The 21,578-nt window shown below is 57.5% G+C and carries 24 protein-coding genes; all 24 read right to left on the reverse strand.

What is annotated here, in order from left to right; all coding sequences use genetic code 11:
• Positions 1-2 precede the first annotated feature (2 nt).
• Positions 3-845 carry a DUF3262 family protein gene (locus tag CLU93_RS27165; RefSeq protein WP_180288026.1) on the reverse strand — a complete coding sequence of 281 codons (843 nt, stop codon included), beginning with the start codon at positions 843-845 and terminating at the stop codon, positions 3-5.
• Between the two features lie 98 nt (positions 846-943).
• The gene (locus CLU93_RS27170) at positions 944-1,411 is read right to left on the reverse strand and encodes a hypothetical protein (protein WP_143451851.1); all 468 of its coding nucleotides are present in this window, start codon (positions 1,409-1,411) and stop codon (positions 944-946) included.
• A gap of 9 nt (positions 1,412-1,420) precedes the next feature.
• On the reverse strand, positions 1,421-2,170 hold the full coding sequence (locus CLU93_RS27175; protein WP_099764629.1) for a DsbC family protein: 750 nt from the start codon (positions 2,168-2,170) through the stop codon (positions 1,421-1,423).
• A gap of 33 nt (positions 2,171-2,203) precedes the next feature.
• Positions 2,204-2,680: a PH domain-containing protein gene (locus CLU93_RS27180; RefSeq protein WP_180288027.1), complete on the reverse strand. Its 477-nt coding sequence runs from the start codon at positions 2,678-2,680 to the stop codon at positions 2,204-2,206.
• A 295-nt stretch (positions 2,681-2,975) separates the two neighbouring features.
• Positions 2,976-4,562: a conjugal transfer protein TraG N-terminal domain-containing protein gene (locus CLU93_RS27185; protein ID WP_099764631.1), complete on the reverse strand. Its 1,587-nt coding sequence runs from the start codon at positions 4,560-4,562 to the stop codon at positions 2,976-2,978.
• A gap of 10 nt (positions 4,563-4,572) precedes the next feature.
• Positions 4,573-4,968, reverse strand: coding sequence for a hypothetical protein (locus tag CLU93_RS27190; RefSeq protein ID WP_099764632.1), 396 nt, complete (start codon positions 4,966-4,968; stop codon positions 4,573-4,575).
• Positions 4,969-4,975: 7 nt separating this feature from the next.
• Positions 4,976-5,191 carry a hypothetical protein gene (locus CLU93_RS27195; RefSeq protein ID WP_099764633.1) on the reverse strand — a complete coding sequence of 72 codons (216 nt, stop codon included), beginning with the start codon at positions 5,189-5,191 and terminating at the stop codon, positions 4,976-4,978.
• A gap of 7 nt (positions 5,192-5,198) precedes the next feature.
• Positions 5,199-6,539 (reverse strand): integrating conjugative element protein, encoded by a 1,341-nt coding sequence (locus CLU93_RS27200; RefSeq protein WP_180288028.1) that lies wholly within the window; start codon positions 6,537-6,539, stop codon positions 5,199-5,201.
• A gap of 13 nt (positions 6,540-6,552) precedes the next feature.
• The gene (locus CLU93_RS27205) at positions 6,553-7,728 is read right to left on the reverse strand and encodes a TraU family protein (protein ID WP_143451852.1); all 1,176 of its coding nucleotides are present in this window, start codon (positions 7,726-7,728) and stop codon (positions 6,553-6,555) included.
• A 102-nt stretch (positions 7,729-7,830) separates the two neighbouring features.
• Complete coding sequence (locus CLU93_RS27210; protein WP_099764636.1) at positions 7,831-8,274, reverse strand: TIGR03757 family integrating conjugative element protein; 444 nt, start codon at positions 8,272-8,274, stop codon at positions 7,831-7,833.
• The gene (locus CLU93_RS28025; RefSeq protein ID WP_143451853.1) at positions 8,261-8,599 is read right to left on the reverse strand and encodes a hypothetical protein; all 339 of its coding nucleotides are present in this window, start codon (positions 8,597-8,599) and stop codon (positions 8,261-8,263) included. The genes CLU93_RS27210 and CLU93_RS28025 overlap by 14 nt, the downstream gene beginning before the upstream one ends.
• A gap of 278 nt (positions 8,600-8,877) precedes the next feature.
• Complete coding sequence (locus tag CLU93_RS27220) at positions 8,878-11,769, reverse strand: conjugative transfer ATPase (protein WP_099764638.1); 2,892 nt, start codon at positions 11,767-11,769, stop codon at positions 8,878-8,880.
• A gap of 22 nt (positions 11,770-11,791) precedes the next feature.
• Complete coding sequence (locus tag CLU93_RS27225) at positions 11,792-12,256, reverse strand: TIGR03751 family conjugal transfer lipoprotein (protein ID WP_099764639.1); 465 nt, start codon at positions 12,254-12,256, stop codon at positions 11,792-11,794.
• Positions 12,257-12,271: 15 nt separating this feature from the next.
• Positions 12,272-13,876 carry a TIGR03752 family integrating conjugative element protein gene (locus tag CLU93_RS27230; protein WP_099764640.1) on the reverse strand — a complete coding sequence of 535 codons (1,605 nt, stop codon included), beginning with the start codon at positions 13,874-13,876 and terminating at the stop codon, positions 12,272-12,274.
• Positions 13,877-13,885: 9 nt separating this feature from the next.
• The gene (locus CLU93_RS27235; RefSeq protein ID WP_099764641.1) at positions 13,886-14,938 is read right to left on the reverse strand and encodes a TIGR03749 family integrating conjugative element protein; all 1,053 of its coding nucleotides are present in this window, start codon (positions 14,936-14,938) and stop codon (positions 13,886-13,888) included.
• A 17-nt stretch (positions 14,939-14,955) separates the two neighbouring features.
• Positions 14,956-15,789, reverse strand: coding sequence for a PFL_4703 family integrating conjugative element protein (locus CLU93_RS27240; protein WP_099764642.1), 834 nt, complete (start codon positions 15,787-15,789; stop codon positions 14,956-14,958).
• 2 nt (positions 15,790-15,791) lie between these two features.
• Positions 15,792-16,232, reverse strand: coding sequence for a TIGR03750 family conjugal transfer protein (locus CLU93_RS27245; RefSeq protein ID WP_180288029.1), 441 nt, complete (start codon positions 16,230-16,232; stop codon positions 15,792-15,794).
• A 32-nt stretch (positions 16,233-16,264) separates the two neighbouring features.
• A complete protein-coding gene (locus CLU93_RS27250) occupies positions 16,265-16,663 on the reverse strand; it encodes a TIGR03745 family integrating conjugative element membrane protein (protein ID WP_143451854.1) in 399 nt (132 codons plus the stop codon).
• 170 nt (positions 16,664-16,833) lie between these two features.
• Positions 16,834-17,064, reverse strand: a complete 231-nt coding sequence (locus tag CLU93_RS27255) for a hypothetical protein (RefSeq protein ID WP_099764645.1) — start codon at positions 17,062-17,064, stop codon at positions 16,834-16,836.
• 26 nt (positions 17,065-17,090) lie between these two features.
• On the reverse strand, positions 17,091-17,417 hold the full coding sequence (locus tag CLU93_RS27260) for an integrative conjugative element protein, RAQPRD family (protein ID WP_099764646.1): 327 nt from the start codon (positions 17,415-17,417) through the stop codon (positions 17,091-17,093).
• 12 nt (positions 17,418-17,429) lie between these two features.
• Positions 17,430-18,182, reverse strand: a complete 753-nt coding sequence (locus tag CLU93_RS27265; protein ID WP_099764647.1) for a TIGR03747 family integrating conjugative element membrane protein — start codon at positions 18,180-18,182, stop codon at positions 17,430-17,432.
• Entirely contained in the window at positions 18,179-20,503 is a 2,325-nt protein-coding gene (traD, locus tag CLU93_RS27270) for a type IV conjugative transfer system coupling protein TraD (RefSeq protein ID WP_099764648.1), read from the reverse strand. Before traD ends, CLU93_RS27265 begins: the two co-directional genes overlap by 4 nt.
• On the reverse strand, positions 20,500-21,057 hold the full coding sequence (locus CLU93_RS28850) for a PFL_4695 family integrating conjugative element protein (RefSeq protein ID WP_099764649.1): 558 nt from the start codon (positions 21,055-21,057) through the stop codon (positions 20,500-20,502). Before CLU93_RS28850 ends, traD begins: the two co-directional genes overlap by 4 nt.
• Positions 21,054-21,497, reverse strand: coding sequence for a transglycosylase SLT domain-containing protein (locus tag CLU93_RS27280; protein WP_180288031.1), 444 nt, complete (start codon positions 21,495-21,497; stop codon positions 21,054-21,056). Before CLU93_RS27280 ends, CLU93_RS28850 begins: the two co-directional genes overlap by 4 nt.
• Between the last annotated feature and the right edge of the window lie 81 nt (positions 21,498-21,578).

Consider the following 21,578-nt stretch of genomic DNA (forward strand, 5'->3'; position numbering starts at 1 on the left):
CGTCACCGCAAAAGCACCAAAAGCACGAGTAGCACAATGACAACTCTAACCTGTGTCTTGCCGACATAAACAGGGGGCCGCTTTCCTGATGCATACCCGCGATATGCGCCGACAAACGTGTAAGTCACCCATAGAAAGAGTACGGCTCCGAACAGCAACCTGAACAATTGAGCGAATTCAGCCATGGAGTAGCCGCTGCCAGCAGCGAACGCAGCATCCGGGTTCGAGAAGGACGGCGGCGTTGGAAATATGGGTGACGACGGCGATCCTGCGCCAGGGGTCGTTGGCAGTGGAAATGAGCCAGCGGCACCGGTAGGGTTCGCAGCGAGCACCTCCGCAAACGACGGCGCCACTGTAGCGAGCGCAAAACCCCCGAATTGTGCGATGTACTGTGTCACGGGCACATTGTTGCCGTCCCGGGGTATAACGGCACCGCCACTGTCGAGATACTGCTTGAGGGAACCGATTCCGACCAGGTGGGCCCCTGCGATCAAACCCGAGGCAGTGATCTGGGTGCCATTGAGCGTTCTACCAATGTATTGGGACAAACCAAAATAGTTGATGTAACCCTGAAGTTTCCCATAGTAATCCGTGATTGCCTTGACCTGCAGGTCGGGATTGGCCAGGAACGTGTTCAGCGACGTCACACCATTCTTACCTGTGAATGTCCCTTTCCAGCTGTTGACCGCGCTACCGTTCGATCGATAGTAGCCGGCGTCTGTCATCGCCAAGGTGCCTATTTGGAATAGACCAGCATAGCCTTGGCTATTAACAATACCAGGATTGAGGCTGGACTCACGTTGTGCAATTGCTTTTAGAAAGTCAGCGAAGCCAGTGGCAGCCATGGCCAAGCCGATCATTCCAAATATTAGCCAGCTTACTAGGCTGGAGCGCCAAGTTGTACGCCCAAGGTTGAAACCTGGCTTCAATGGGAGTCGCATGGTTAATCTCCCCAATCCAAGTTTTGTGCACAGATAACGGCTGGCGCAATCTCGTCCGGCATGATCTCCTCTGCGGCACCTAGAATCACAGGATGCCCCAACTCGACTCCCCCTCCGCCCAGATAGATGCTCGCCCCCCAGGTGCCAGACCGTGGCGCGAAACCGATGTAGGCCCGTTCAGCGTCGCAGGCTGTCAGATTGCAACGGGTGAGCACGAGAACCGTTGAGTTCGCCTTCTTATATAGGCGCAAGGTGCTCTTTGACAGGTCCATGCGCGAAAACCAAGGCGGCAGCTGCGCGGCACGGCGCAGGATCTCGGCCGTCAATCGAAGATCGACATGCGAATCGGCCACCACCAGCGTGCCCGAAGAGGGACAAGCGCCGGTGGCATCCAACGGCCTGGCAATGCCGTTCAGCGCGCACAGCGCAAAAGGCAAGGCGAGCAGCAAGCGGCTTACCAATTTCATCATGGCCTCCATTCAACGCGACGCCGCGCCTAATTGATCGATCATCTCCACCAGCTGGCCAGGTGGCAAGGCACCGACTATCCGACGTCCGTCGGACAAGACAATGGTGGGCGTGCCGGCAATCTTGAGCCGAGCGGCGAGCTCAATCACTTCGTCAAGCGCCGATGCATCGCATGCGTTGTCCACAGGAGGATGTCGACCGGCCATCGCGGCTTCCCAGGCCTTGGAACGGTCAGCTTGGCACCATATTGATCGCACGAGCGGCAACGCTCCTGGGGAAGCGATCGGCAACGGGAATGTGTACACCGTCAAATCTGGCAACTGCAAAAGGAACTTGTGTACCACCTTGCATGCGGGACATGTGGGGTCTTCGAAGATTGCGATGGCGCGTTTGCCCGAGCCTTGGGTCCGCTTCAGCGCAAGTTGGAAGGGCAGGGCGTCGAAATCCACACTACTCAGTGCATCGATCCTCTTCTGAGTGAGATCTTCCTTGGTGACCAGATCCATCAACCGGCCGTCCAAAATCACGAAGCGTCCTTGGGAATCGGTATAGAAAATATCCGAGCCGGCGACCACTTCGTACAGTCCAGCGATCGGTGTTGGGGTGATTCTATCGATCACAACGCCCATGTTCGTGTGGCCCTCAATCGCCGCTTTCATTAGACCGGTGTCTGGTGTCACGGGGCCAGTCGATTCGGCACCAGCCAAACCGTGCAGCAAGCTCAAGCTTAATGCGAGCGATGGAATAAAAGATCGCAGCATAGATCCTCCTAGGTGATGACTGTCTGATCTGTATCAGTCGATTTCTCTCACGCCTTTTTGCACACGGCACAGCTCCACATGTGCCCGGATAAGATCGGCTACCTTTGCCGGCGCTGGAATCGCGTTTAACACGACACGAGGCGTCGATCGATCCGAGGTCAGCAAAACGATCTGGCCGCGTCCCAAGAGCCGCTGGACGAAAGGCTGATGAACGGCGATATCCTTGACCCGATACAACTCAAGTTCGTCCACCTGGACCGCCAGTACACCGGAGCGCTCCCTGAGCCGTTGAGTGGTTAGCGTGTAGGTATGGCAGGCAGTCCGAATCATTCGCCATGCCGTCCACAGTACTGGCACCAGCAGCCAGAACCCGACCAGTGAAAGGATCATCCATCTGGCGTTGACAATCTGGCCTTCGGTTGCTTTCCAGATAGGAGTGCTTTCCGGAAGCGCCTTTGCGGCACTGGTAAAGGGTGGTTCGATTACAACAGGTTCTGTCTGGTCGTTCATGTTGGCTCCATGTGAGTGGTAAACCTCAGCTTTACATCCGCTATGGAAGATGTATGCTTGAAAGCGAGGGAGGTACATCGCGATGAAAACGAAAACAATTTCTCGACTGCTATTATGGTGCGCGGGCTTTTTGTTGTTTGCATTGGTTTGGGCAGGCAGGATTCTGATCGAGCTACTAGCGCTTTGCGCGGGAGGCATCGAAGAGCGCCCCCCAAGGGATGCGCGTGAGCGCCGCTACTCGTGGGACAACGATGGCTACAGCTGGGAAGGTCGTCCCGACGAAATGAAGTAGCGTTCACTTTTTGAACCCTTTGACCACACTAGTCGCGATATTGGCTCCTGTTCGTCCGGCATCCCGTCCGGCGGTGACGGCATCGCCAAGCATCCGCTGCACCCCATTGCCGACGTTGATGCCTATCCACGCCATCATGCCGCTGAAAAGAATCGGCAGGCCGATGAACATCAGCATCAGTGCCATGTTGAGCACAATGCGCTTATAGGTGTTTTCGGTCGTGCCGTTGTCAAGCGCAAACTCCAGCAGCGCGTTGCCGCTCATACCGGGATACATTGAAGCGATCAGGTTGTCATCCATCCACCGGGCGACGTACCACATCACGGTCCAAAACTTCACCGAAAAAATACCGATAGCGCCGATGAACATGACAGCCAAGTTGTACCTGCTGAACACCAGGATGATGGGTAGGAAGATGTAAATCGCCATCAGAATGAGCGGTTGCGAGATTGTCATAAAATAAATCAAGGGCTTCATCGACGCCGATGCCTGGAACGCCTGCAAGCCGGCACCGGCCGCGCCGACGATGTTCGCCGGCATGCGCATAATCCGTCCGAATGTCCCCATCTCGCTACCGATTCCGTTTGTCATCGATTCGCTGTCAACGTACGTAGGAGCGGTCTTCTGGTAGGCCAGCCGAGCCTCCCAATCCCTGTGCTCCTCCTCGGATACACCTGGCACCAGAGAACGGACCTTGGCACCCAGCCCCTGCAGCCCGCCAATAGTCGAGCTCAACTGGTCGCGCAGTCCATTAGTACTTGCCTCCCACCATTCCTTGCAACTCGGCCTTCCCAGAGCTGGGCTACCAGCAGATGTGTTGACATCGACGTCGCGCGAGGGATTGAATGGGAAGCCGGCCACTTCACTTCGGGCATACAAATCGGCATACAACATGGGATCATCGCGAAACGCATGGCTTCCGATCCAGTCGGTATCCGCCTGTCCGTACTTCGCAATCTGTGCAGCTGCGACAGCCGACGGGCTTCCGGCAGTCAGAAACCGGGATCTGGCTGGCACAAAGCATTCGCTATAAAAACGTTGCACTGAGGACCGAAGTTGTGGATCCTCGACGGTGGCAATACGGGCCAGATCCTCCAGGTGGCGGAAATCCCGAATGCCCCCCTGGATTCCGGCGCGCGTGGCCGCGTTAATGCCGCTGCTGATACCGAGCACCGTGTACCACCATGGGGGAATGGACGCAATCCCTGGCACGGTATTGCCGAATACCTCGGGGCGGCCATAGCTGCTGTCCGATGCGCCGGGCGTAGCCTTCACCGGGGCCGGCTCAAGCGAAGTCGGCGTGGGCGCGTAATACAGTTTCATGCTCGACAGCGATGTGATGGACGAGGGAACGAGGCAAAGTGCAAACACGACAATCGCCGAAAACAACTCGACTTCCATCCGTCGAATCATCCAGGCAGTGCCTTGCGCATCGTCGTCCATCTCGTGCCCCTCACGCCAGACTTGCACGATTGTTACCAGAAATGGGAGGTAGATGATCCCGCTCGCCGATAAAACGCTCCAGATCACGCTGCTGAAGAACCACCCGTAGAGCGTGGTGTACAACTCAAGGTAACTGTCGACACCCATATTTCCTCCGCTATGCAGACTGGCCAACCGCAGACGCCAGCAAAATGAGTTGAAGCGTTAGCAGCGCGGCAAACCACCGGCCCTTCCGTTCGATCAAGGCCTGGCGCGCAGATTCCGGGACCAGGCGGCGCGACACCAGCCACGCAACGACCTTCTCCCATCCAAACCAGAAGCCGATCGTGACAGCCAGATGCATGCCGTAGGCATAAACGCGGTAGCGGGCAATAAACTGAAAAAGCGTGCGGGCTTCGTCTGACACCAGCAAAAGAAGCAGGCCCAATCCGCCCAGCACTGCCATGGCCAGCATGGTCACTAGCAACATGCCCGCACCACGCAGCAGGACGCGATACAGCGACTTCTTAGGCCGGGGGTGTGCGCGTTGAATGGAGCGGATCTTGTCGGACATATCAGCCTCACCACCTCGCCTGCCGGATGAAATTAATGGCAAGGGATTCCAAAAGCGCCCAGGCTTCGTCTGCTAACAACGATAGAACCAGGACAAATCCGCAACAAACGACCACGAGTAGCGCCAGGATCACCAACGCGCCAACAAGGCTCAGCACGGTAAGACACGGTGTGTTCGTCAGCCGGGAGTGTGTCTGTTTGATCAAGTGGATATTGTCGAACATGTCAGCCTCACTTTACTCGACCGTTGGTCATGATGTTTTTATCCGCCGGCTGCTGCGTCGGTAAAGGGGCCGATATGGCCCGCCGCCCTTGATACGCCTGCAGCAGAGAACCGGCGGTGTCCGAGACCATTTCCCGCCGGACCCGGCTCTCGAACAACAGGTCCTGGATGGACTGGCTCAACAGATCGGCCTTCGCTTTAGCGACTTCTAGAGCATGCTTTTGTACCTCGGGCAGGCTCATTCCGGATATAAGCACCGCGCGCACCGTCAACGCCTTTTCGATGGTACGGGCAAGTGCGATTTCCTTGGCGAGACGGTGGGAGCTAATCGCTTGCATATCGGCCGGCAGTTCACGAATCGCGCGCACCACATCCGTCGACATCGAGACATCGGGCGCGCCGGACGCGGCCAGCGCCGCATATGTCGGACTGTTGGTGCTAATCGCGAGTTTGATTTGATTGAGCGCGTTCGGGATCTCGGCGTCATATTTCGATTGCAGGCCGATCGCGGTGACGACGCCTTTTTGCGCGCAGGACGGTTCGTCGCACGTGGAAATCAACTGGTCGCCTAGCACCGTGACGGCGAAATCCGCTGCGTCCTGCGGCCGCGGAAATATTTTTCCCAGCGGTGTGCCACTGGTCGAATAGTCCGCCGTGTTGGAGGCGGTGACCGGCTGCTTCATCGTCAGGTTGTAGCCAGCGACAACAATATCGTTCACGGGACGAATGGCCAATTGATCGAAGCCGCCAGCGACCGTATTGCCGATCCAAGTGACTCCCCCTCTCCCGTTGTCCGTTTCGACCTTGCTTTTTGCCGAGACTACGTCCGCATTCTTTTTGGCCTCCACATTCCAACCCTCGCCCTTGGCCAGACCAACCCACTTCGCATAAGGATCATTCCCCTGCTTGATCTGCGCTTCCATTTGCTCGCAGCTTTCCAGCGCCGCATTCACGGAAATATCGGCCTTTTTTGCATACGTCTGGAAGAGTTCATACAACCCCGGTTGGGCTCGCTGCAGAAGGTAAAGTGGCAGAGCACTGATCCCGGCTTTGACGGCTCCCGTGATTTGGGTGCCGAGGTTACTGAATCCGTTCATCAAATTAGCCCAACTGAGTCCGACATCGAACTTGCCGCAGGTGTAGTTGGCGTTGAGTTTGAGGCCAAATCCCATCTTGACCGCCAGTGCGCTAGGATTCAGCGATCTTGAGGCAGGGGCACTGCCACCGATGCGGTAGTAAAGCTGGGATTGCGATCTCGGTACATCCTGCGTCTGAGCCATCACAGGTACCGAGCCTGCACACGCCGCAACCAGCACGACGAGCATACGATACTGGCAAAATGAGTTCATTGCCCCCCCCTGTTCAAAATGCGATTGATCCGATAAAGACGCCTTCGACTTTGCAGCATTCCAGGCGCCGCCATAGATTCCAGCTATAGGCCTCTTCGGCCGAACTTTGACCATCGCCCCAGGTAGTCAGGGAAAATGTGTCATTAGTACCAAACACTTCGCAGGTCGCGGAGGACTTCGGATACAGGCGCTGCCATTTCGAGTTTTTGGAATCGTTGGGTAGCACCGGCCCGAGTCCGAAGTACCGGTAGCCCGAGTCCGGAGAGAGCACGGCATACACATGCGGTTGTGCTGATTGCGAAATGATGTTTGCCACACGTTGCGCCAGTACCGCAGCACCCTTGATCGGTATCTGCTGCGTCACCGCACCGATCCGGGGGTACAGGCTACCCCACGTGTTGAGACCTGAGTTACCAACTTCTTGCACCCCGGGCAGATAAGTCTGCGGGTACAACAGCTCGGCCGGCACAACGCCACGCCATACCAACGCATCGAGATAGGAATGGAAGTGCACCATCAGAGCTTTTGACGTCGACGGGCACATCAAACCACTTGCGGCGGCCGGCGTCGCAAATCCCGTAGCACGCGCCAAGCCGCCGGTAGGAGCGATGAAAGTCGATGCGCCAGATGCTAATGTTTGACGCACTTGCGTTACTGCCGCCGCACCGCGTGTGTAAACGTCCGCCCCGTGTTGAAGCGCCGCAATATCCGATAATGCTGACGCGGTAGCGGTATCACCGCGATTGCTTAAAGGCGATTTCTGCAAAAATTTTCTCAACTCGTCCACGCCCGGTATTGCTGGCTCTGAATGGCCGGCAATGCTCGGGCTGGCCGATGCGCCCAGGCCAATCAGCGACGTAGGATTGCCGATGGCATCGGCATCTCGATAGAGGATATTGCGGTCTGTTCGCTCGCCCGTGAACCTGGTACCTGCAGAATCGATTGCCATACCGACGAGGCCGGACGCGACGCCGCCTACCGTTTTGGTGACCGTGCGCCCGTAATCGGCCCAAGGATGGCTCGCCGCGTCATGCCAGGTGCTAACAACGACCTCGGGTGAAAAATGGGAGATTCTTACATTACTGATCACGCGGCAATGCGGTGGAAATGCTTCACACTTTAGCCAGAAGCAAACGCCCGCCACCCTGTAGTTGCTGCACGCGGGCACCGCCTTCAGGGTGTTTGCCACGATTTCCGCGGTATTGGTTTGCGCCCAAGCCCCTGCCCCAGGCAGCGCCAAAGCCGTCAGGAATACCGGTATTAGAGTGTTCACTTGCTCCCCCCACTTAAACTATTGCCGACTACTTTGTTGAAAAATGGCGCGCGCCACATCGATATCAGTTACCCCATAGATCACCGCCTCACCATTGACAACGACAGCAGGAATACGATCAACACCGTACCGTGCAGATTGAACGATACCCTCGGCCGCCGACTTGGTTCGGCTGGCAAGCGCCGCGGCACCAAGGGCATGCAAGCGCTGGCGCAAAATGGCCTGTGCGTCCCGTTCGTTCGTTGGCAATCCAACCGAAAGCTCACTGTCGAGCACTTCCATCGAGTCCAGCAGATACACACGCGCGTCGCGGATATTTGTCAGGTAGATTGCTGAGTTAGAAAAAACTTCCACCGTTGCAGCTGGGCGGGCGGGATCCGTGTTCGCGAATCGCGCGCCCGGTACCACTACCGCGCTGGTCGCTACAGCCAACAAAACCGATATGAGATTACTTGCCATCATCGCTACTCTCTTTTTGCTTACAACAGGGTCGCATCAGCGCTGTCATTTGGATCCTCGTCCCCATTTCGCGGTTACTTTGTGACCGGGCAAGGAGTTTCTGATCGGTACTCGCCCCGATAATCATCAGAGTGCCATCGATCCCGGCATCGACAAGACGTTTTGCGCTTTCCGTCAATATCACCACCGTCTCCGCCCGTTGTGCACAGCAACTGATGAAGCGCTTGAGCCGCGCCGGCATGGTGGCCAGCATACTTTCCGGCCCGTCTATGGCGATCAGTTCTGCCCCATACAACGCTTCAATCGGGGCGCCGGCCAGGTCGGCCAAGGAGCTCCGTCTACCGCCACTGACAACACCGGCAGGGAGATGCGGGTGCCCATACATGCTCACGTAGGCCTGACATACACGCCGGGTGTCGCGATCGACTAGTGCTTTGTCGATGAAGTGCTCGGCCAGAGCCGCCCTGAACCTCGATTCCTTACGCTCCACGATGACAATCGGCGAGTGTCCCCTGGCTCTCACGATTGCGCCGCCAATGCCGGTCCACAGATCAGACCTGTTTCTATTCATCTCATCATCCTTCACGTATCGCCGCGCTAACATGCTCACGTTGCACGTACGGCAAGCTCACGCGCGATGCGTACGGCTGCCTCCATCTCCGTGATCCCAAATTGATTCATAATCCGCTGGCGCCACGCTTTCTCGTGCCCTTCCGTCATCGCCAGTGCTATGGCCAAGGGCGGCGGAACGTTCCGGAACAGCGCCTTATGAGTACTACTGAGCAACACTCCTTCTGTGTACTTGGGTGGCTCCTTACGCGTTGACAGCATCAACAGTCGCTCCTCTTCAGTGAGCGACTTGAACCGCGACACTTGCTTCACTTCTTCCGCTTCCATAGTCAAGAGCAACCAGAACTCGCACATGTTCAACACCCGGTTCATTGATTCCGGGAAGTCCTTCATATCTTGCGTGGCGAGCCAGAACCAAAGGTCCAGCTTTCGCCACATCTTCGTTCCCTTCACAATTTTCGGCCCTAGCAGCGGATTTGTAGTGATTAAGTGACCTTCGTCTGTCAGGAAAATATGGGGCCGCCCCTCATGCTGATGGGCCTCGCCGTTGGCGTGCACGTGGTCGAGCAGGCCCGTGTAGGCGACAGCCAAAGCGTCTTCGTATCCGTCCTTGACCAGCGTGCCCAGTTCAACCAGGGTTATGTCAGCATCTGGCCACTGTTGCCCGTACCGGTTGAAGAGCTTGCCTCTCAGGTCCAACGTGTAGACCATCATTGACTCACCCATGTGGTACGCGCGCTCGCGCCGCTCTTGCGGCAGCGCCTCATCTTGATTCATGTCCATGAGGGCCTTGGCCACGTCTTGCGTGAGGGGGTGCGGTTTACCACCTTTCTGCGCGCCCATCGATGCGGTGATGATGGCGCGGCTGACGACGTACCGGTCTGCACGCGTCATGCGGTCAATTTCCCGCTGCTCGCCGCCGGTGATCATCATGATCGCGGCAATGGTCATCTCCCCAAGGAAATCGCGCTTCTCGTCGTCCTGGTCCATGGCGTCGGGTCCGGCAGCATCCGCCCCCTGGTCCAGCGAAACCTCCATCAAGCTTTGCTCGATTTGTTCTTCGAGCTGCTTGGCGACGGCGGCCGAGGTCTGCGCGGCGGTGTAAGCCGCAATGATTTCCGGATCCCTAACCAGCTTGGCGCCCATGGCAAACGGCGGAAGCGAGACATCGTTATTGGGCGTGAGCTCGACGTAGTGCGTAGTCAAACCCATCGATTCAAAGTAGTCCTTGAGCAGCTGGAACGATTTTCCCGCATCCGCGATTGTCAAACGTGGTCGGTGGATAGCCATTTGGAAGAGTGCCAGAAAATTCAACGTGGCCGATTTGCCTGCGCCGGTCGGGCCCAAGGTGAGCATATGAGCGTTTTTTTTCCGGTCCCGTGGATTCAGCGGGTCTATCCAAAAAGGTTCGCCACCGCGATTCCAGAAAGGAAAACCGGGATGGCCGGTGCCCCTTTGCCTCCCATACACCGGCAACATGGCCGCGATCTGCGATGCAAAGAGGTACCGTGTACGCTTCATGTTCTTCGCATCGAATTGCGGGTCGAAGCACATAGGCAGGCCCCGAACAAAGGCGTCGAGTGAAGTCAGGTCATGGGCCGGTTCGATGAAGCGCAAACCCGAGGTGCCCATCCTGGCGTTGACTGCCGCAGCATCCTTGCGTAGCGCTTTCTCGTTGGTGCCGGAGAGGTACAGCACCGTAAAGGTGGGCAGAAGCCAGTCACCCGTATGCATGTGCCGCAAAATTTGTTTGCATTCATCCGAGGTCTTTTCGGCATCGGGGCTCTTGGCCTTAGAACGATCACGGATCCGTTCCACTTGGTCGCGAACCACGTCCTGCGGAGTGATCACGATCGTCATCGACAACATGGCATTCTCGGGCATCCGGTCAAAGCGGGCGAACAGATGCTTTGCGTGCTTCCTTTCGGCCGTAAGGTGACCCACCTCGGGATTGGAGGTGATCTGCTGCAACGTGAGTGCTTTCATCAACACGCCGTCGAACTTAAAGCCTCCCCAGGCCGGGTCCGATTCCGGCAAGCTGAGATTGAGGAAGGTTGCGAAGTCGTGCCCAAAGACCGGCGCCTCGCCGTCAGTTTGGGATGGCGCGTCTCCGGGATAGGGAAAAGCCCTCAATAGTTCCGCAGTAGTGCCATATCTTCCGCTGCGGTTGAAGAACGGGAGCAGCCACTGATACAGATCGATTCCCCCGCATCGACGCATCCGCGCACCAGCCTCCTCGAGGTTGGCCACGAGACTGTCGGCTGCTCGGTTGAGCAGGTCGGACGGCGACTCGACGCCAGGGACGACGACATAGCCACCCGGGTAGATCCGGTACAGGCAGCACCGGATCCGCCTAATCTGGCCGCGCCAAGTGTGGCCGGACACCTGCGTGTCCTCGAACAAGCCACCATCCTGGGAGACGTTGGCAACGTGCAGGGCAAACTCATGTAGCACGGCCTGAGTCAGCTTGGAGCTTTTGATGGCCTTCCCACGATCAGGGTTCGCAGCATGAACCTTATCAATGTAGGCCTCCAGATCGTCGTTGAGTTGCTCAATATTGCGGTCGTCGTTGACGAAAAATTGAACGATCCAGTCTGGCGTCCCGGATTCCGGCAGGGTTTGCAATGCAGCTTGTACCTTGCGGCAATACTCCTTGAGCATCTCCTCCGCCTGGGCCTCAGTCGGTATCGGGGTCAGTTCGAAAAGCGCGCCCACGCTCACGCCGTCGTTCAGTTCAAACACCTGTGTCGATGGTTCGTAGTCGCGCCACGGCAACAGTTCTGTAAACGAGGGCGATCGGCTTGCCATATGCCTGCGCTTTGCGGTCGTCAGGGGCTGTTCCCCAGCGCCGTCGCGCACACTCCCGTTCCGTACAACCGGGTGGTCTTCCCCACCAAGGATCGCCTTCGCTTCCCGCCATGTAAACATATGCTTCCCCAAAAGGTCAACCTCAGTGAGAGTCTGGAATCTGCACCGCAGGAACGGTGCCACCTGGCGGGCGCGACACCGCACGCACACTGGGTGCAACTTCCCCGGGCAGGGCGTACTGGACCGATTCGAACATCGGAAAAACCGTTGCATACCCAGGAATTGGGTACTTTCCCTTCGCGAGATGCGGGTACACGTACATCTCGAGATCCGGGTTCGGTAGCCGGACAAAGCGGCTGTTCATTGTGCCGACCGGGCCGTCACTGGAAGCAGTTGAGCGCGCGGGCTCGTCATACGGACGGCGTGGCGATTCCGATTGAGCAGATGCGGCGTGGCCTATGTTCTCCTGCACGTGTCGCTCGTAGATGTCGATCATTTTCGGCCCACTTCTCGGGAGTGGGCTCTCGCGCGGACCAGACACCGAACAGCCCTGCAGTGATACAAGGCCCGCGATAACGGGCAGGGCCAAAATGGAAGTGAGCTTCATAGTGGAACCTCCCGGTCAGTCCAACAATTGAAGGGCGCCGGCGGGCGCCTCGCTGTTACCGAAATCAAGCTTGCGCCCATCCGACGCCTTATCGATCGCTATTTCCTGCTCGAAATGGACGACTAGGCGTCCACCAGCGGGCGTCACCACCGCGTCGAACGAATTGTTCAGTCTCCGCATGATCCAGTTGCTCACTTCATTGATACCGGAACCGGCTGCCTGGCCGAGCACATAAGTGCCTTTGTTTCCGGTCACAGCTGTGGTCGAGCCAAATGCGTTGTCTACCGTCATGGTCTCCGCCATTGCAGTCGCCTGGGCGGCGATGCTCAGCGTCTTCATCGTCACCATGTCGGCAAGATAGGATGGAGCATTCGTAACAAATTTTCCTCTGACACAAGGGTTGCCATATTCATCTGATATCCAGGCCAACTTGTTCGATTGCGTGACCGACTGAATTGCCTGACCGCCGCCCGACCCGCCAAGAGTCGGAGTCGCCCCATCTCTTTTCATCGACACGGTTTTAATGGTACCGTCGTCGAACACAAACGTGAGGGACTGGATCAGCCCTTCCGAGCAGCTCAACGCCATATCGCCAATCGCGATACCGGACATCACGATGCCAGCAACCGCATCCGGCACACGATGACCATTGGCTGCCAAATTATCCCTGCCTATCAGGAGTTTGAATTGCATGGGGTCATGGACCTTGCCATCGATGGGCACACGTCCCACCAGCGCGGTCATCAGCGTGGCCTTGGTCATGGTCGCATTTTCGGGAATGGTGTAAAAGGGACGCGGCGTGTGCTTCTCCTGACTGCTGGAGATACCGCGTACGGTTTCTACGCTGGAGTTGCCTGCCGCCTGTGTTGGTTCACCCTGGCGCACCGGGCGCCCCACCGAATTCACGATGGCAACGGTGCCGTCGCCTGCCTTCGCTTCTTTATAGCCCACCGGCAGATGCCTGGTGTACGTAGCAATGGTTCTACCGTTGGACGCTGTAATTGCATCAGCCGTCTTGGAATCGTCATAGCCCAAGCCACTCGGGATACCCTTGGGATTGGACGAACCCAGCGAGTTCACCATCGTCGAATAGCCGCCAGTGGCCGCGTCCACAATGCCGCCGAGTGCAGTGGGCGATTGTTTCCCTGGCTTCGATTGTCCTGTTTGCTCGGTATCCCCAGCTTCCGGCGCCCCATTCGCATGCAGTCGCTGTTCGGCCAGGACCCGTTCGGTCACTTGGGCGGTCACCTGGGCAACGATAGCCGCTTGGCTGTTCTGCAGCTTTGCATTTTCCTGCTTCAGCAGATCGTTGGCATCAATGACCTTTTGCACCTTGTCACGTAGATCGTTGTTGCTTGCCGTGACTGTCTTCAAGGTCTCGCTTGGACTATCCGCATCCGCACGGCGCGGTGCCGCTGACAGCGCCTCCACGCCAAAGAACCCGCCCGAACGGGCAGGCGCCTCATCACCAGGTGCCACTGGCACCACCAGTAGCGGATCTGCCACCTTGACGGGCGCTGATTGGCCGCCCCCGTACCGCGCAAACAGCACGTATCCCACGATCAGCAGCGCGCATATGCTGAAGATCGGTGTGAGCTTGTTCTGGGTTATCGCTGGCACAGTATCACCTCATCTGCATGAATGGAACGGCTGGCCACAGACCAGGTACAGCGTGGTGTTGTCATAATCGGATCCTGATGCCAGGACGCGATGATGCTGCAAGGCCGCAGCGATCCAGCGCCCCCTGATCTGCTCAAGGTCCAACGAGACGGAACGCCCCTCCAGGTTGACTACCTGAACGGCCGTGACATATAGATCCCCCGAACGCCATTGCCCGATCGGGCGGCTTCTTGTACGTACACCCCGAAACAGTCCTTCGATACTCTTGTTATCGGTTGGTATGCTGCGCACGCCGTCGGAAGAGGGTTTCAGGCGCCGTGGTGCGTAGACGGACTGCGCAGCGTACCGCGTTAGCTGAACCATATCGAGCGCAGGCGATTGCTCATCCGCGCGGTCCACCTGCTGCTGGTTTGCCGGAAGCTGATCCTCATAATGGACCTCGACTTCTGAGCTTAGCCCGTCGACTGTTCCCATTCCCAGCAGATCCATGGGAATTGTTTGTCCGGTAACAAGATCATCCACCAGCACCCTGATAGGTGCACTTCGTTGCGCCAACATCGTAAAGTAGGCAGTCCGCCCGATAATTTGCATATCAACGTCTGTTTCCGCGCCGGATGGCAGCGAGATCGCCACCGGATTAGGGAACGTGACCAACCTTTCAGCCGTCCCCAGTACAATTCTCAGCGGATGACGCTTGAATTCGATGCGTTCCGGCTTTGTGTTAACGCTCCTGTCCGTCACTGCACGTTGTAGAGCCTCCTTTGCTTTGCGTGGAGGGGGATTCGAGTTCGTCCCGGCCGACTTCGCCGGTGCCGGTGCCGGTGCCGGTGCCGGTGCCGCCATACCATCGCGCGACTCTGGCGCCATGTCGCTGCCGCTTGACCTAACCGCCGGGTTAGAAGTGGTATCTACTGCTGCGGTAGGTTCGACAGGTTGCGTGCCCACTTCTCCCAACTCCAGCGTAGGAGGACGGCCAGTTGCGGGCTGGGCATGCGCCAAATGGGCTGCGGATATCAGGGATGCCACCAGCAACACCTTCATTGAATAAAGTCGGCCGTTCATGCCATTCTCTCCTTCGATTAACGGGGCACGCGCGGCAAGGTCGCCGGCGCCAGATCTTGGGGAGTCAGCTTTCGCTGCCCGCTGGGAATGGTCGAAGGTGGCGGCTGGATGGTCGTCGGTCCCTGCGTTTGCGGAACGCCCCCTCCCGCGAAGCTGCGATTCGCATACTCGTCGCTGTTCTGCACCACAGCGCGATTACCCTTCATAGCCACAGCCACAGCCTCAGGATCAAGCCGCTCCGGCTTTTTTTGCGCCGAATAGCAATCGATCGCCAGCTGCCATGGATTAATCTCGCGATCGACGTCATAGCGCACTACATGGAGCGGGTAGCGCACGTACGCGTCCTTTACCGGCACGCCGCGCGACGACTCGATGATCTGAGTGTCAAGCAGTACGTTCCACGACCCGTCCGCATGAACCAGCACGCGCCCATCGCGGTATCCCAGTCCGGGAATTTCCATGACGGAGCGCGTGCGTTGGTCAAGTTCCCCTTGACCCGCACGCGTTGTCATATCGTTGATCAGCTGCTGCTGGCACGCTGGCGTGAAATACGCCTGCAGTTTGTAGATTTGGTTGCCATAATCCTGTTGCCCGTTCAAGCTCCACCGATTGAGTTGCTGCCATATATAGAACGCGAACAGGTACACGTTCGAGGCCGGCACCTCCTTCCGCCCCACATTGATCTGTGCTCCCGTCGTCAGATCTGGCGGGATATGCACTGTTACATCCCGCTCGGCGCTGCGCCAGCCAAACATGGCGATCACCGCCACCGTGGTCGATGCGGCAACCACTCCGAGGAGGCACTTGTTGAACCAGTTCGCCTGCGCCAAGGCGTCCGTGTAGCGTGCCATGACTAGCCTCCTGCCTTCTTGACGAGTTGCTTCGATTGGCGCGACCGGCGGGGGGCAGGCACGTCCCGTCCAGTCTCCCAGAAGCCGTCATGGTCGATGAAGCGACTCTTTTTCAGGCCGTTCTTCGCGAGCCACAACTTGAAGCGGTGCTGATAATAGTAGTCAGGCTTGTTGCGCTTCACCTTTGCCAGCCAGCCTGCCACTACCCACACAGTGAGCATGGGCGCCAGCGATGCGATGAGCACCCCCAGCGCCCAAATCTTCGTTACGAATACGACCACCAGGCCGACCACCGTATAAATCGGCATCACAATAAAAATGGCCAGCTGCGCCTCGGAGGACGTCAAACCGCGAAGAATGGCAGGCTCCCGATTCGCTCTGTCAGTCAATGGCGCATGGCCACGGGTTTTGTCCGCTTGCACGCCGTCGGAAATATCGTCCATGATCAGGCCCAGGGTCGCGTCGTTTAACCAGGTCAGAGGATGCCGTTGGCCGTTGTCAGCAGGTAAATCACTGTGACCAACATCACGACGCCGATTAAGAAGAACCATTTCAGATCGCTCAACTCGACCTTGCCGATGCGCCATTCGCCAAATTTGGCGATGGCGCCGCCGCCGACTTCGAGAAACGCCCAGGAACCCACCATCAGCACAATGACGGCAATGCCCTGCTTCCAGTATTGCCGCAAGAGCGTCATGTAATCCCCGGCCGCAGCACCGCCTGTGGGCTGTACGGCTGCCGGAAGATCTGCCATTGCCGGCGCTGCCGCGAACGCTGCAGCGAGCACAAACATTGCTGCGATGCAACGCCGATTTTCCGTGATGAGTGAACGAGCACCGGTTGATACCGTCTCCATTTTTTTCAAGTACGACATAGCAAGCACCTCCTTATTGAGGACCAACTAAGCGCCAAGCGTCGAATCGCCTTTTGCCACTGGCCCAGATTGACATCAACAATATCGCGGTCATCAAAAACATCGGCGCCACCGCGTTTAGCACCAATTGGATACGCTTGATCGAGCCGCCCCATGTCGGCCCAGAACTTTCACGTCAGAAGATAGATAAACACCGTTACGATCATCAGGGCCCGCATCACGAGCCAGCAATTGCGGCCAAACAGCTTGGGGGTATGCATGACTTCGATGAGCAGCATGCGGATGGCGTTGGCCCCCCATAAGACGATGGAAGCGGCGACTGCAAGAATAATGAACATGGCCACGGCACCCGCCGTACCGCCAGATGCGGCGTCGAAAGCAGTGTGCATGGCTACGTTCATGATGGTGACCTCTCAATTTCAACGTGCTAGTTTCTGTAGTCGCCCGCCAGTGGCTGTACACGCTGGGGCTGGCGCGGCCGTTGCAGGTGATCGTTGACGCCAGCCTGAACCAGCCCCACATCACGCGCGAGCAAGTCATATCGGAAGCGTGCTTCGCCTTTGTTTTCCGCCGATACGGCTGCATCGCTGATCATTCTTTGCAGCTGGCTCAATTCATAGCTGATCCGCGCCAAGTTCTCCCGCTCGGCATCGTCGTCGGCATACGTGGTGGTGGCGGCGGTCATTGCGATCGACACGATCAGCAACGCGGCCGGCCGGGAACCTTTTATCAGCAACATGGATGGAAATTTCATCACGTCTCCCGCTCACAAGTATTTTTTGAATGTGCTGACATACATGGATAGGGAAGCTGCTACCAGCACCGTGAAGATCAGCACCATGTACGCCGGATTGAATCCTCCGAAAGGCCACGCCAGGTAAATCCCGAAGCCGCCTGATATCGACCAAACAGTGGCTTTTTTCGCCCTGTGGTAGACAAAGCTCGACTCGCGGCCGCCGCCCCATCGACGCAGGTCGCGGCGCACCAGACCATCGACGATTCCCAGCAAGCAGGCGAGCAAGAACGAGGGCAACGCGAATACCACAACGAACAGCCGCATCGCCGTGTCCATAGCGATGTACATCGCCACCATGAAAACCTTGGCGAGTTCCCGTTTGAGCAACGCCGAAGTCTTGCCGAGACTGTCGGCTGAGCGTGGTATCGGCTTCAAACTGTCTTCGTAATATTTCAACGTCCCCAGCGCGATGAAGGGGCGGGACACGATTTCGATGACCTTGTGTTCGAACGCCAAGGTATCTTCGATCAGGACCGACCGAGGATACTCGGCGATGAACCGAAGATTCTCCTCGACAAGCCCCCGAGCGTGATCGATCCCCTTGTCAGCCCAAAGCCACGAGGTCTGCATGCCACCGTAGGCAATCATGACCCCTATCACCCAAGCAAAAATCGTTGCCAGCGCGCCGCCGAAGACAATCTCAATGGCAATACCGACCGGCCCTCTGCTTACCGGCCCAACAGGCCCGGTAGCGGTCTTGGCGTTTGCTGCGCGGGCTGTCATGCCTGATCTCCTTCACCTTTACTTTGTGTATCGCAAGGCGCAGCCAAGCCGGTAGAGTCGGAAGCGCCGACATCGCGCAGTGATGCCAGCGCAGGCTGCTCTGCGTCAGGCTCAGGGTTTTCTTGCCCGGGTGCCATCTGAGCCTCGAGTTCCGTGGGCACGTAAATGGGAGTCGCGATCGGAAGCGTCACGTCCGCGTCGACAAACCAGTCATTTTCCTTCCACCATTGTTCTGAAGTGCGATAGCGGCTTCGCATATCTTCACAGACGGCTCTCAACGAAGCGGGAATATACGTATCGTCAGTCGGATCGGCCAATGGAATCCGCAGCTTGTAGAGGCGGTTACCTTCGAGGAGCGCAAATGCCTGCCCGGTGGGCAGCTGCATGATGTCGGCGACATCGATTAGCGGCACCTCCTTGGTCGCCACCCGGTCCTGGTTGTTCGAGATGAAGTCGATGCCGTCACCCTCTGCTGCCTTGTCGGTAACGCCGGATACCAGCGTGAGGGTGGCCACTTCCACTTTCGGTACCTGGTCGGCGATGAACTTGGCGCTGTCGAGGTCTTTGGTGCGCAAGGTAATGACGTGGTTGAAGTTCCCCAGCAGCTGCTTTGCCTTGGCGGCGTCTTTCAACTTTGCCTGCAGGTCCGAAACGGTCTGAGTGTAGGCGGTCACACGCATGCCGGCGCCCCCCATTCGATTCACCATCGGAATGAACTCGTCTCCAAGTATTGCTTCGACCTCATCGAAATGGCCGCAAATGTGCGGAAGCAGGATCTTGCCGTCAGCTCGGTCCGGATCGATGCCATGCTTGTAGATCTTGCCGCCAATCGAGACAAGATCCGCGAGCATCGAATTGCCAACGGCGCCCGCGATGACAGGATCGGATAGCGCGTCGAGGCCAGCGTAGACGATGCCGCCCTGCCGGATCACCTGCATCCAGTCGAAGATCGGGCGCGGATCTTCCATGTTGAAATAGTCGGGGCTGATCAACTTACCGATGGCGCCCGTCGTGAGTTTCTCCAGAAACGGGCCGAGCGAGGCAATGATCTTTTCAAAAAACGATTTCTCGTAACTGACTGCTGTGGAAAGTCCATCGAGTATCGGATCTTCGATCTTCTGTTGAAACTTTCTGGCTACGATAATTGTCGCCGCCAGGATCGGCTGGCGGTCCTGGAGCGAGCGCGGAACAGGAATTTTCTTCTTCGCTATTTCGGTTGCACAATTGGCCACCACATTTTCCCAGCCACTGATGCGGCCGGCCTTTTCTGCGCGGTCTAACGACAGTTTGGCGTACGCAATGAAGAGCGGCTCGATATCAGTGATGTTGCGCAGGATGCCGTTGTAGGTGGGAACCTGGCCCAATGCCACTTGCGCTTGCGCCACCAAGTTGGTGAACCGCCAAGAGAATTCCTTGAACGCGGCGGAGTTTCCACTGGACGGCAGCCCGTTGGTCGTCCGGGTGGCGATCTCGGTGATCCTGGCAAAGTTGCCAATCCCATTGTAGCGCGCCGAAAAATCCGGATAGCCGAGGTGGAACAGGTACAGATGATCGAGCCGTCCAGCCCTTGATGCCTCAGCGTATACACGCATCATCAATTCGGCATCCCCTTTGGGATCGATGATTATGACAACATAATGATCATGGATGTCCTGAGTAGCCAGCAATTCGAGCAGACGCGTCTTGCCGACGCGCGTCGTCCCCTTGATCAGCACGTGGCCCGTTCGCGCCGACTGACGCAGTATTACCGGTTTCTCGTTCGGCTCCACGCCATGCAACACGCGTGAGCCGCCGAGATCGATCAGCGGGCGTACAGGATTCCATGGCACATCGCTCCTTGTGAGCGTCGCAAGCTTCTGGAGCATTGATGGCGAGCTGCGGCTGTCGCTAGCAGAGAACACCCAGCGCTCGTATCGTCGAACGGCTTGATCGAGCAACAGGCGCTTGCGAGACAGGTTGACGAATGGCTCTGCTTCCGGGCGGTTTGCGTCGAGTTTGCGCTGGGTGTGCTTCTGGGTCCACAGAAACCCTTCGCCCAGGTACAACACATCTTTACTACGCGCGATACGGTGCAACCGCGTGTGTGTGATCTTGTAGTGCTTTAAGCCGTACTGATACTTGCCGACACTTCGCGCCTGCTGAAATCTCACTGCAGCAAAGCCGAGCGCGATGGCGCCGGTTGCATAGCCCAGCCTTGTTGGCAGCATCAATGCCGAAGGCGCGCACAATGCCAGGATGCCGCACGCTGCCGCCACAGCCGCGCTTTGATACTCGACCTTGGGACGGAGCAAAGGCTCCAGCACGTACGATTGGTTGCTCATCGTCCGCTCCCAATGTCCCGGCCAGCTGGACCCTGGCCACGCAAGTCCTGGAGCACGTCCCCGTGCTCCAGGAGCAGCAACGGGTAACGGTGAATGCCATTGGCTTGCAAAAGCCGACTCAGGTGCGGCGCTGGATGCGGCACCATCGGTAACGAGCTGGTGCGACGCATTGCTTTGAACGTTGAAACATCGTTCACAGAGACCACAATGCCGGTAGCGCCATAACGCAACAGCACAGCATGGTTTTCGGTGAGCCATTGTAAAGAGAGTGGATCGCTCCCTACGATAAAGATGGGTCGCGTGAGCCATTCGGGCATGTCGACGGTGTGTTTAGTGTCTTCAATCCTGCCCGGTGACATTCCGTCGGAACGCACGGGGAAAGAGACGAGAGGTGTCTCAGTGTCGCTTTCCGAACTGTCCAGCACGTGTACCAGGTACTGGATGGAACTCACTGTGCGCCCAGTATCAGCTAGTACCTGTGGACCGGCAATCGCAGTTCCGAAACAGGCAGAGACGACGGCGAGCATTGCCTTGCAGGGGAGCCGAGCCATCATCGCTCCCCCCAGTTAGATGGGATTCGACCAAGATGCCGGAATACCGAAGTGGCATAAGGATCTCCAATGGCTGGATCGGCGTTATGGTAGTTAGCTACGGCGCGAAACCAGTTTCCGGTCTTTTTGAAATGATTCTGGAGCAGTTCTCCCCCCACTTCCATATTGGGATAGGGGTCCAGCGCACGGGCCGGGTTACGAAGCTTGATGTGATGGTACCGCCAGCATATTTGGAGCAGGCCAATATCGACGAGCAAGATCCCCATCCGTAAGCATTCGACCAAGGCAGCGACAGCGGCACGGTAGCTGTCGAACCGCTTCGGCACGCCCTGAATGTTGAGTGTCCACGGATAAGGCAGGGCGTTTTTTCCGAAACGCATTTGTGACTCCTGCAGCGCAACGGCATACAGCACAGCAGCAGGAACACGCTTTATCTTGGCCACGTGCTGGTATCCAGGCGGTATCGGAGCAGGACGTGGCCATCGTCCTTTGGCGATGGCGTTGCTGGCGTACGCGCTGCCCAA

Origin of the sequence: Janthinobacterium sp. 35 (genome assembly GCF_002754575.1) — a bacterium.
Lineage (GTDB): Bacteria > Pseudomonadota > Gammaproteobacteria > Burkholderiales > Burkholderiaceae_D > Janthinobacterium > Janthinobacterium tructae.

Coding starts and splice junctions, on each gene's coding strand:
- CLU93_RS27250 (WP_143451854.1), bottom strand. CDS start 16,663: ATGTCGTACTTGAAAAAAATGGAGACGGTATCAACCGGTGCTCGTTCA.
- CLU93_RS27260 (WP_099764646.1), bottom strand. CDS start 17,417: ATGAAATTTCCATCCATGTTGCTGATAAAAGGTTCCCGGCCGGCCGCG.
- CLU93_RS27235 (WP_099764641.1), bottom strand. CDS start 14,938: ATGAACGGCCGACTTTATTCAATGAAGGTGTTGCTGGTGGCATCCCTG.
- CLU93_RS27180 (WP_180288027.1), bottom strand. CDS start 2,680: ATGAACGACCAGACAGAACCTGTTGTAATCGAACCACCCTTTACCAGT.
- CLU93_RS28850 (WP_099764649.1), bottom strand. CDS start 21,057: ATGATGGCTCGGCTCCCCTGCAAGGCAATGCTCGCCGTCGTCTCTGCC.
- traD (WP_099764648.1), bottom strand. CDS start 20,503: ATGAGCAACCAATCGTACGTGCTGGAGCCTTTGCTCCGTCCCAAGGTC.
- CLU93_RS27265 (WP_099764647.1), bottom strand. CDS start 18,182: ATGACAGCCCGCGCAGCAAACGCCAAGACCGCTACCGGGCCTGTTGGG.
- CLU93_RS27255 (WP_099764645.1), bottom strand. CDS start 17,064: ATGAACGTAGCCATGCACACTGCTTTCGACGCCGCATCTGGCGGTACG.
- CLU93_RS27185 (WP_099764631.1), bottom strand. CDS start 4,562: ATGGGTGTCGACAGTTACCTTGAGTTGTACACCACGCTCTACGGGTGG.
- CLU93_RS27165 (WP_180288026.1), bottom strand. CDS start 845: ATGGCTGCCACTGGCTTCGCTGACTTTCTAAAAGCAATTGCACAACGT.
- CLU93_RS27195 (WP_099764633.1), bottom strand. CDS start 5,191: ATGTTCGACAATATCCACTTGATCAAACAGACACACTCCCGGCTGACG.
- CLU93_RS27245 (WP_180288029.1), bottom strand. CDS start 16,232: ATGGACGATATTTCCGACGGCGTGCAAGCGGACAAAACCCGTGGCCAT.
- CLU93_RS27225 (WP_099764639.1), bottom strand. CDS start 12,256: ATGAAGCTCACTTCCATTTTGGCCCTGCCCGTTATCGCGGGCCTTGTA.
- CLU93_RS27240 (WP_099764642.1), bottom strand. CDS start 15,789: ATGGCACGCTACACGGACGCCTTGGCGCAGGCGAACTGGTTCAACAAG.
- CLU93_RS27190 (WP_099764632.1), bottom strand. CDS start 4,968: ATGTCCGACAAGATCCGCTCCATTCAACGCGCACACCCCCGGCCTAAG.
- CLU93_RS27220 (WP_099764638.1), bottom strand. CDS start 11,769: ATGTTTACATGGCGGGAAGCGAAGGCGATCCTTGGTGGGGAAGACCAC.
- CLU93_RS27170 (WP_143451851.1), bottom strand. CDS start 1,411: ATGATGAAATTGGTAAGCCGCTTGCTGCTCGCCTTGCCTTTTGCGCTG.
- CLU93_RS27210 (WP_099764636.1), bottom strand. CDS start 8,274: ATGATGGCAAGTAATCTCATATCGGTTTTGTTGGCTGTAGCGACCAGC.
- CLU93_RS27200 (WP_180288028.1), bottom strand. CDS start 6,539: ATGAACTCATTTTGCCAGTATCGTATGCTCGTCGTGCTGGTTGCGGCG.
- CLU93_RS27175 (WP_099764629.1), bottom strand. CDS start 2,170: ATGCTGCGATCTTTTATTCCATCGCTCGCATTAAGCTTGAGCTTGCTG.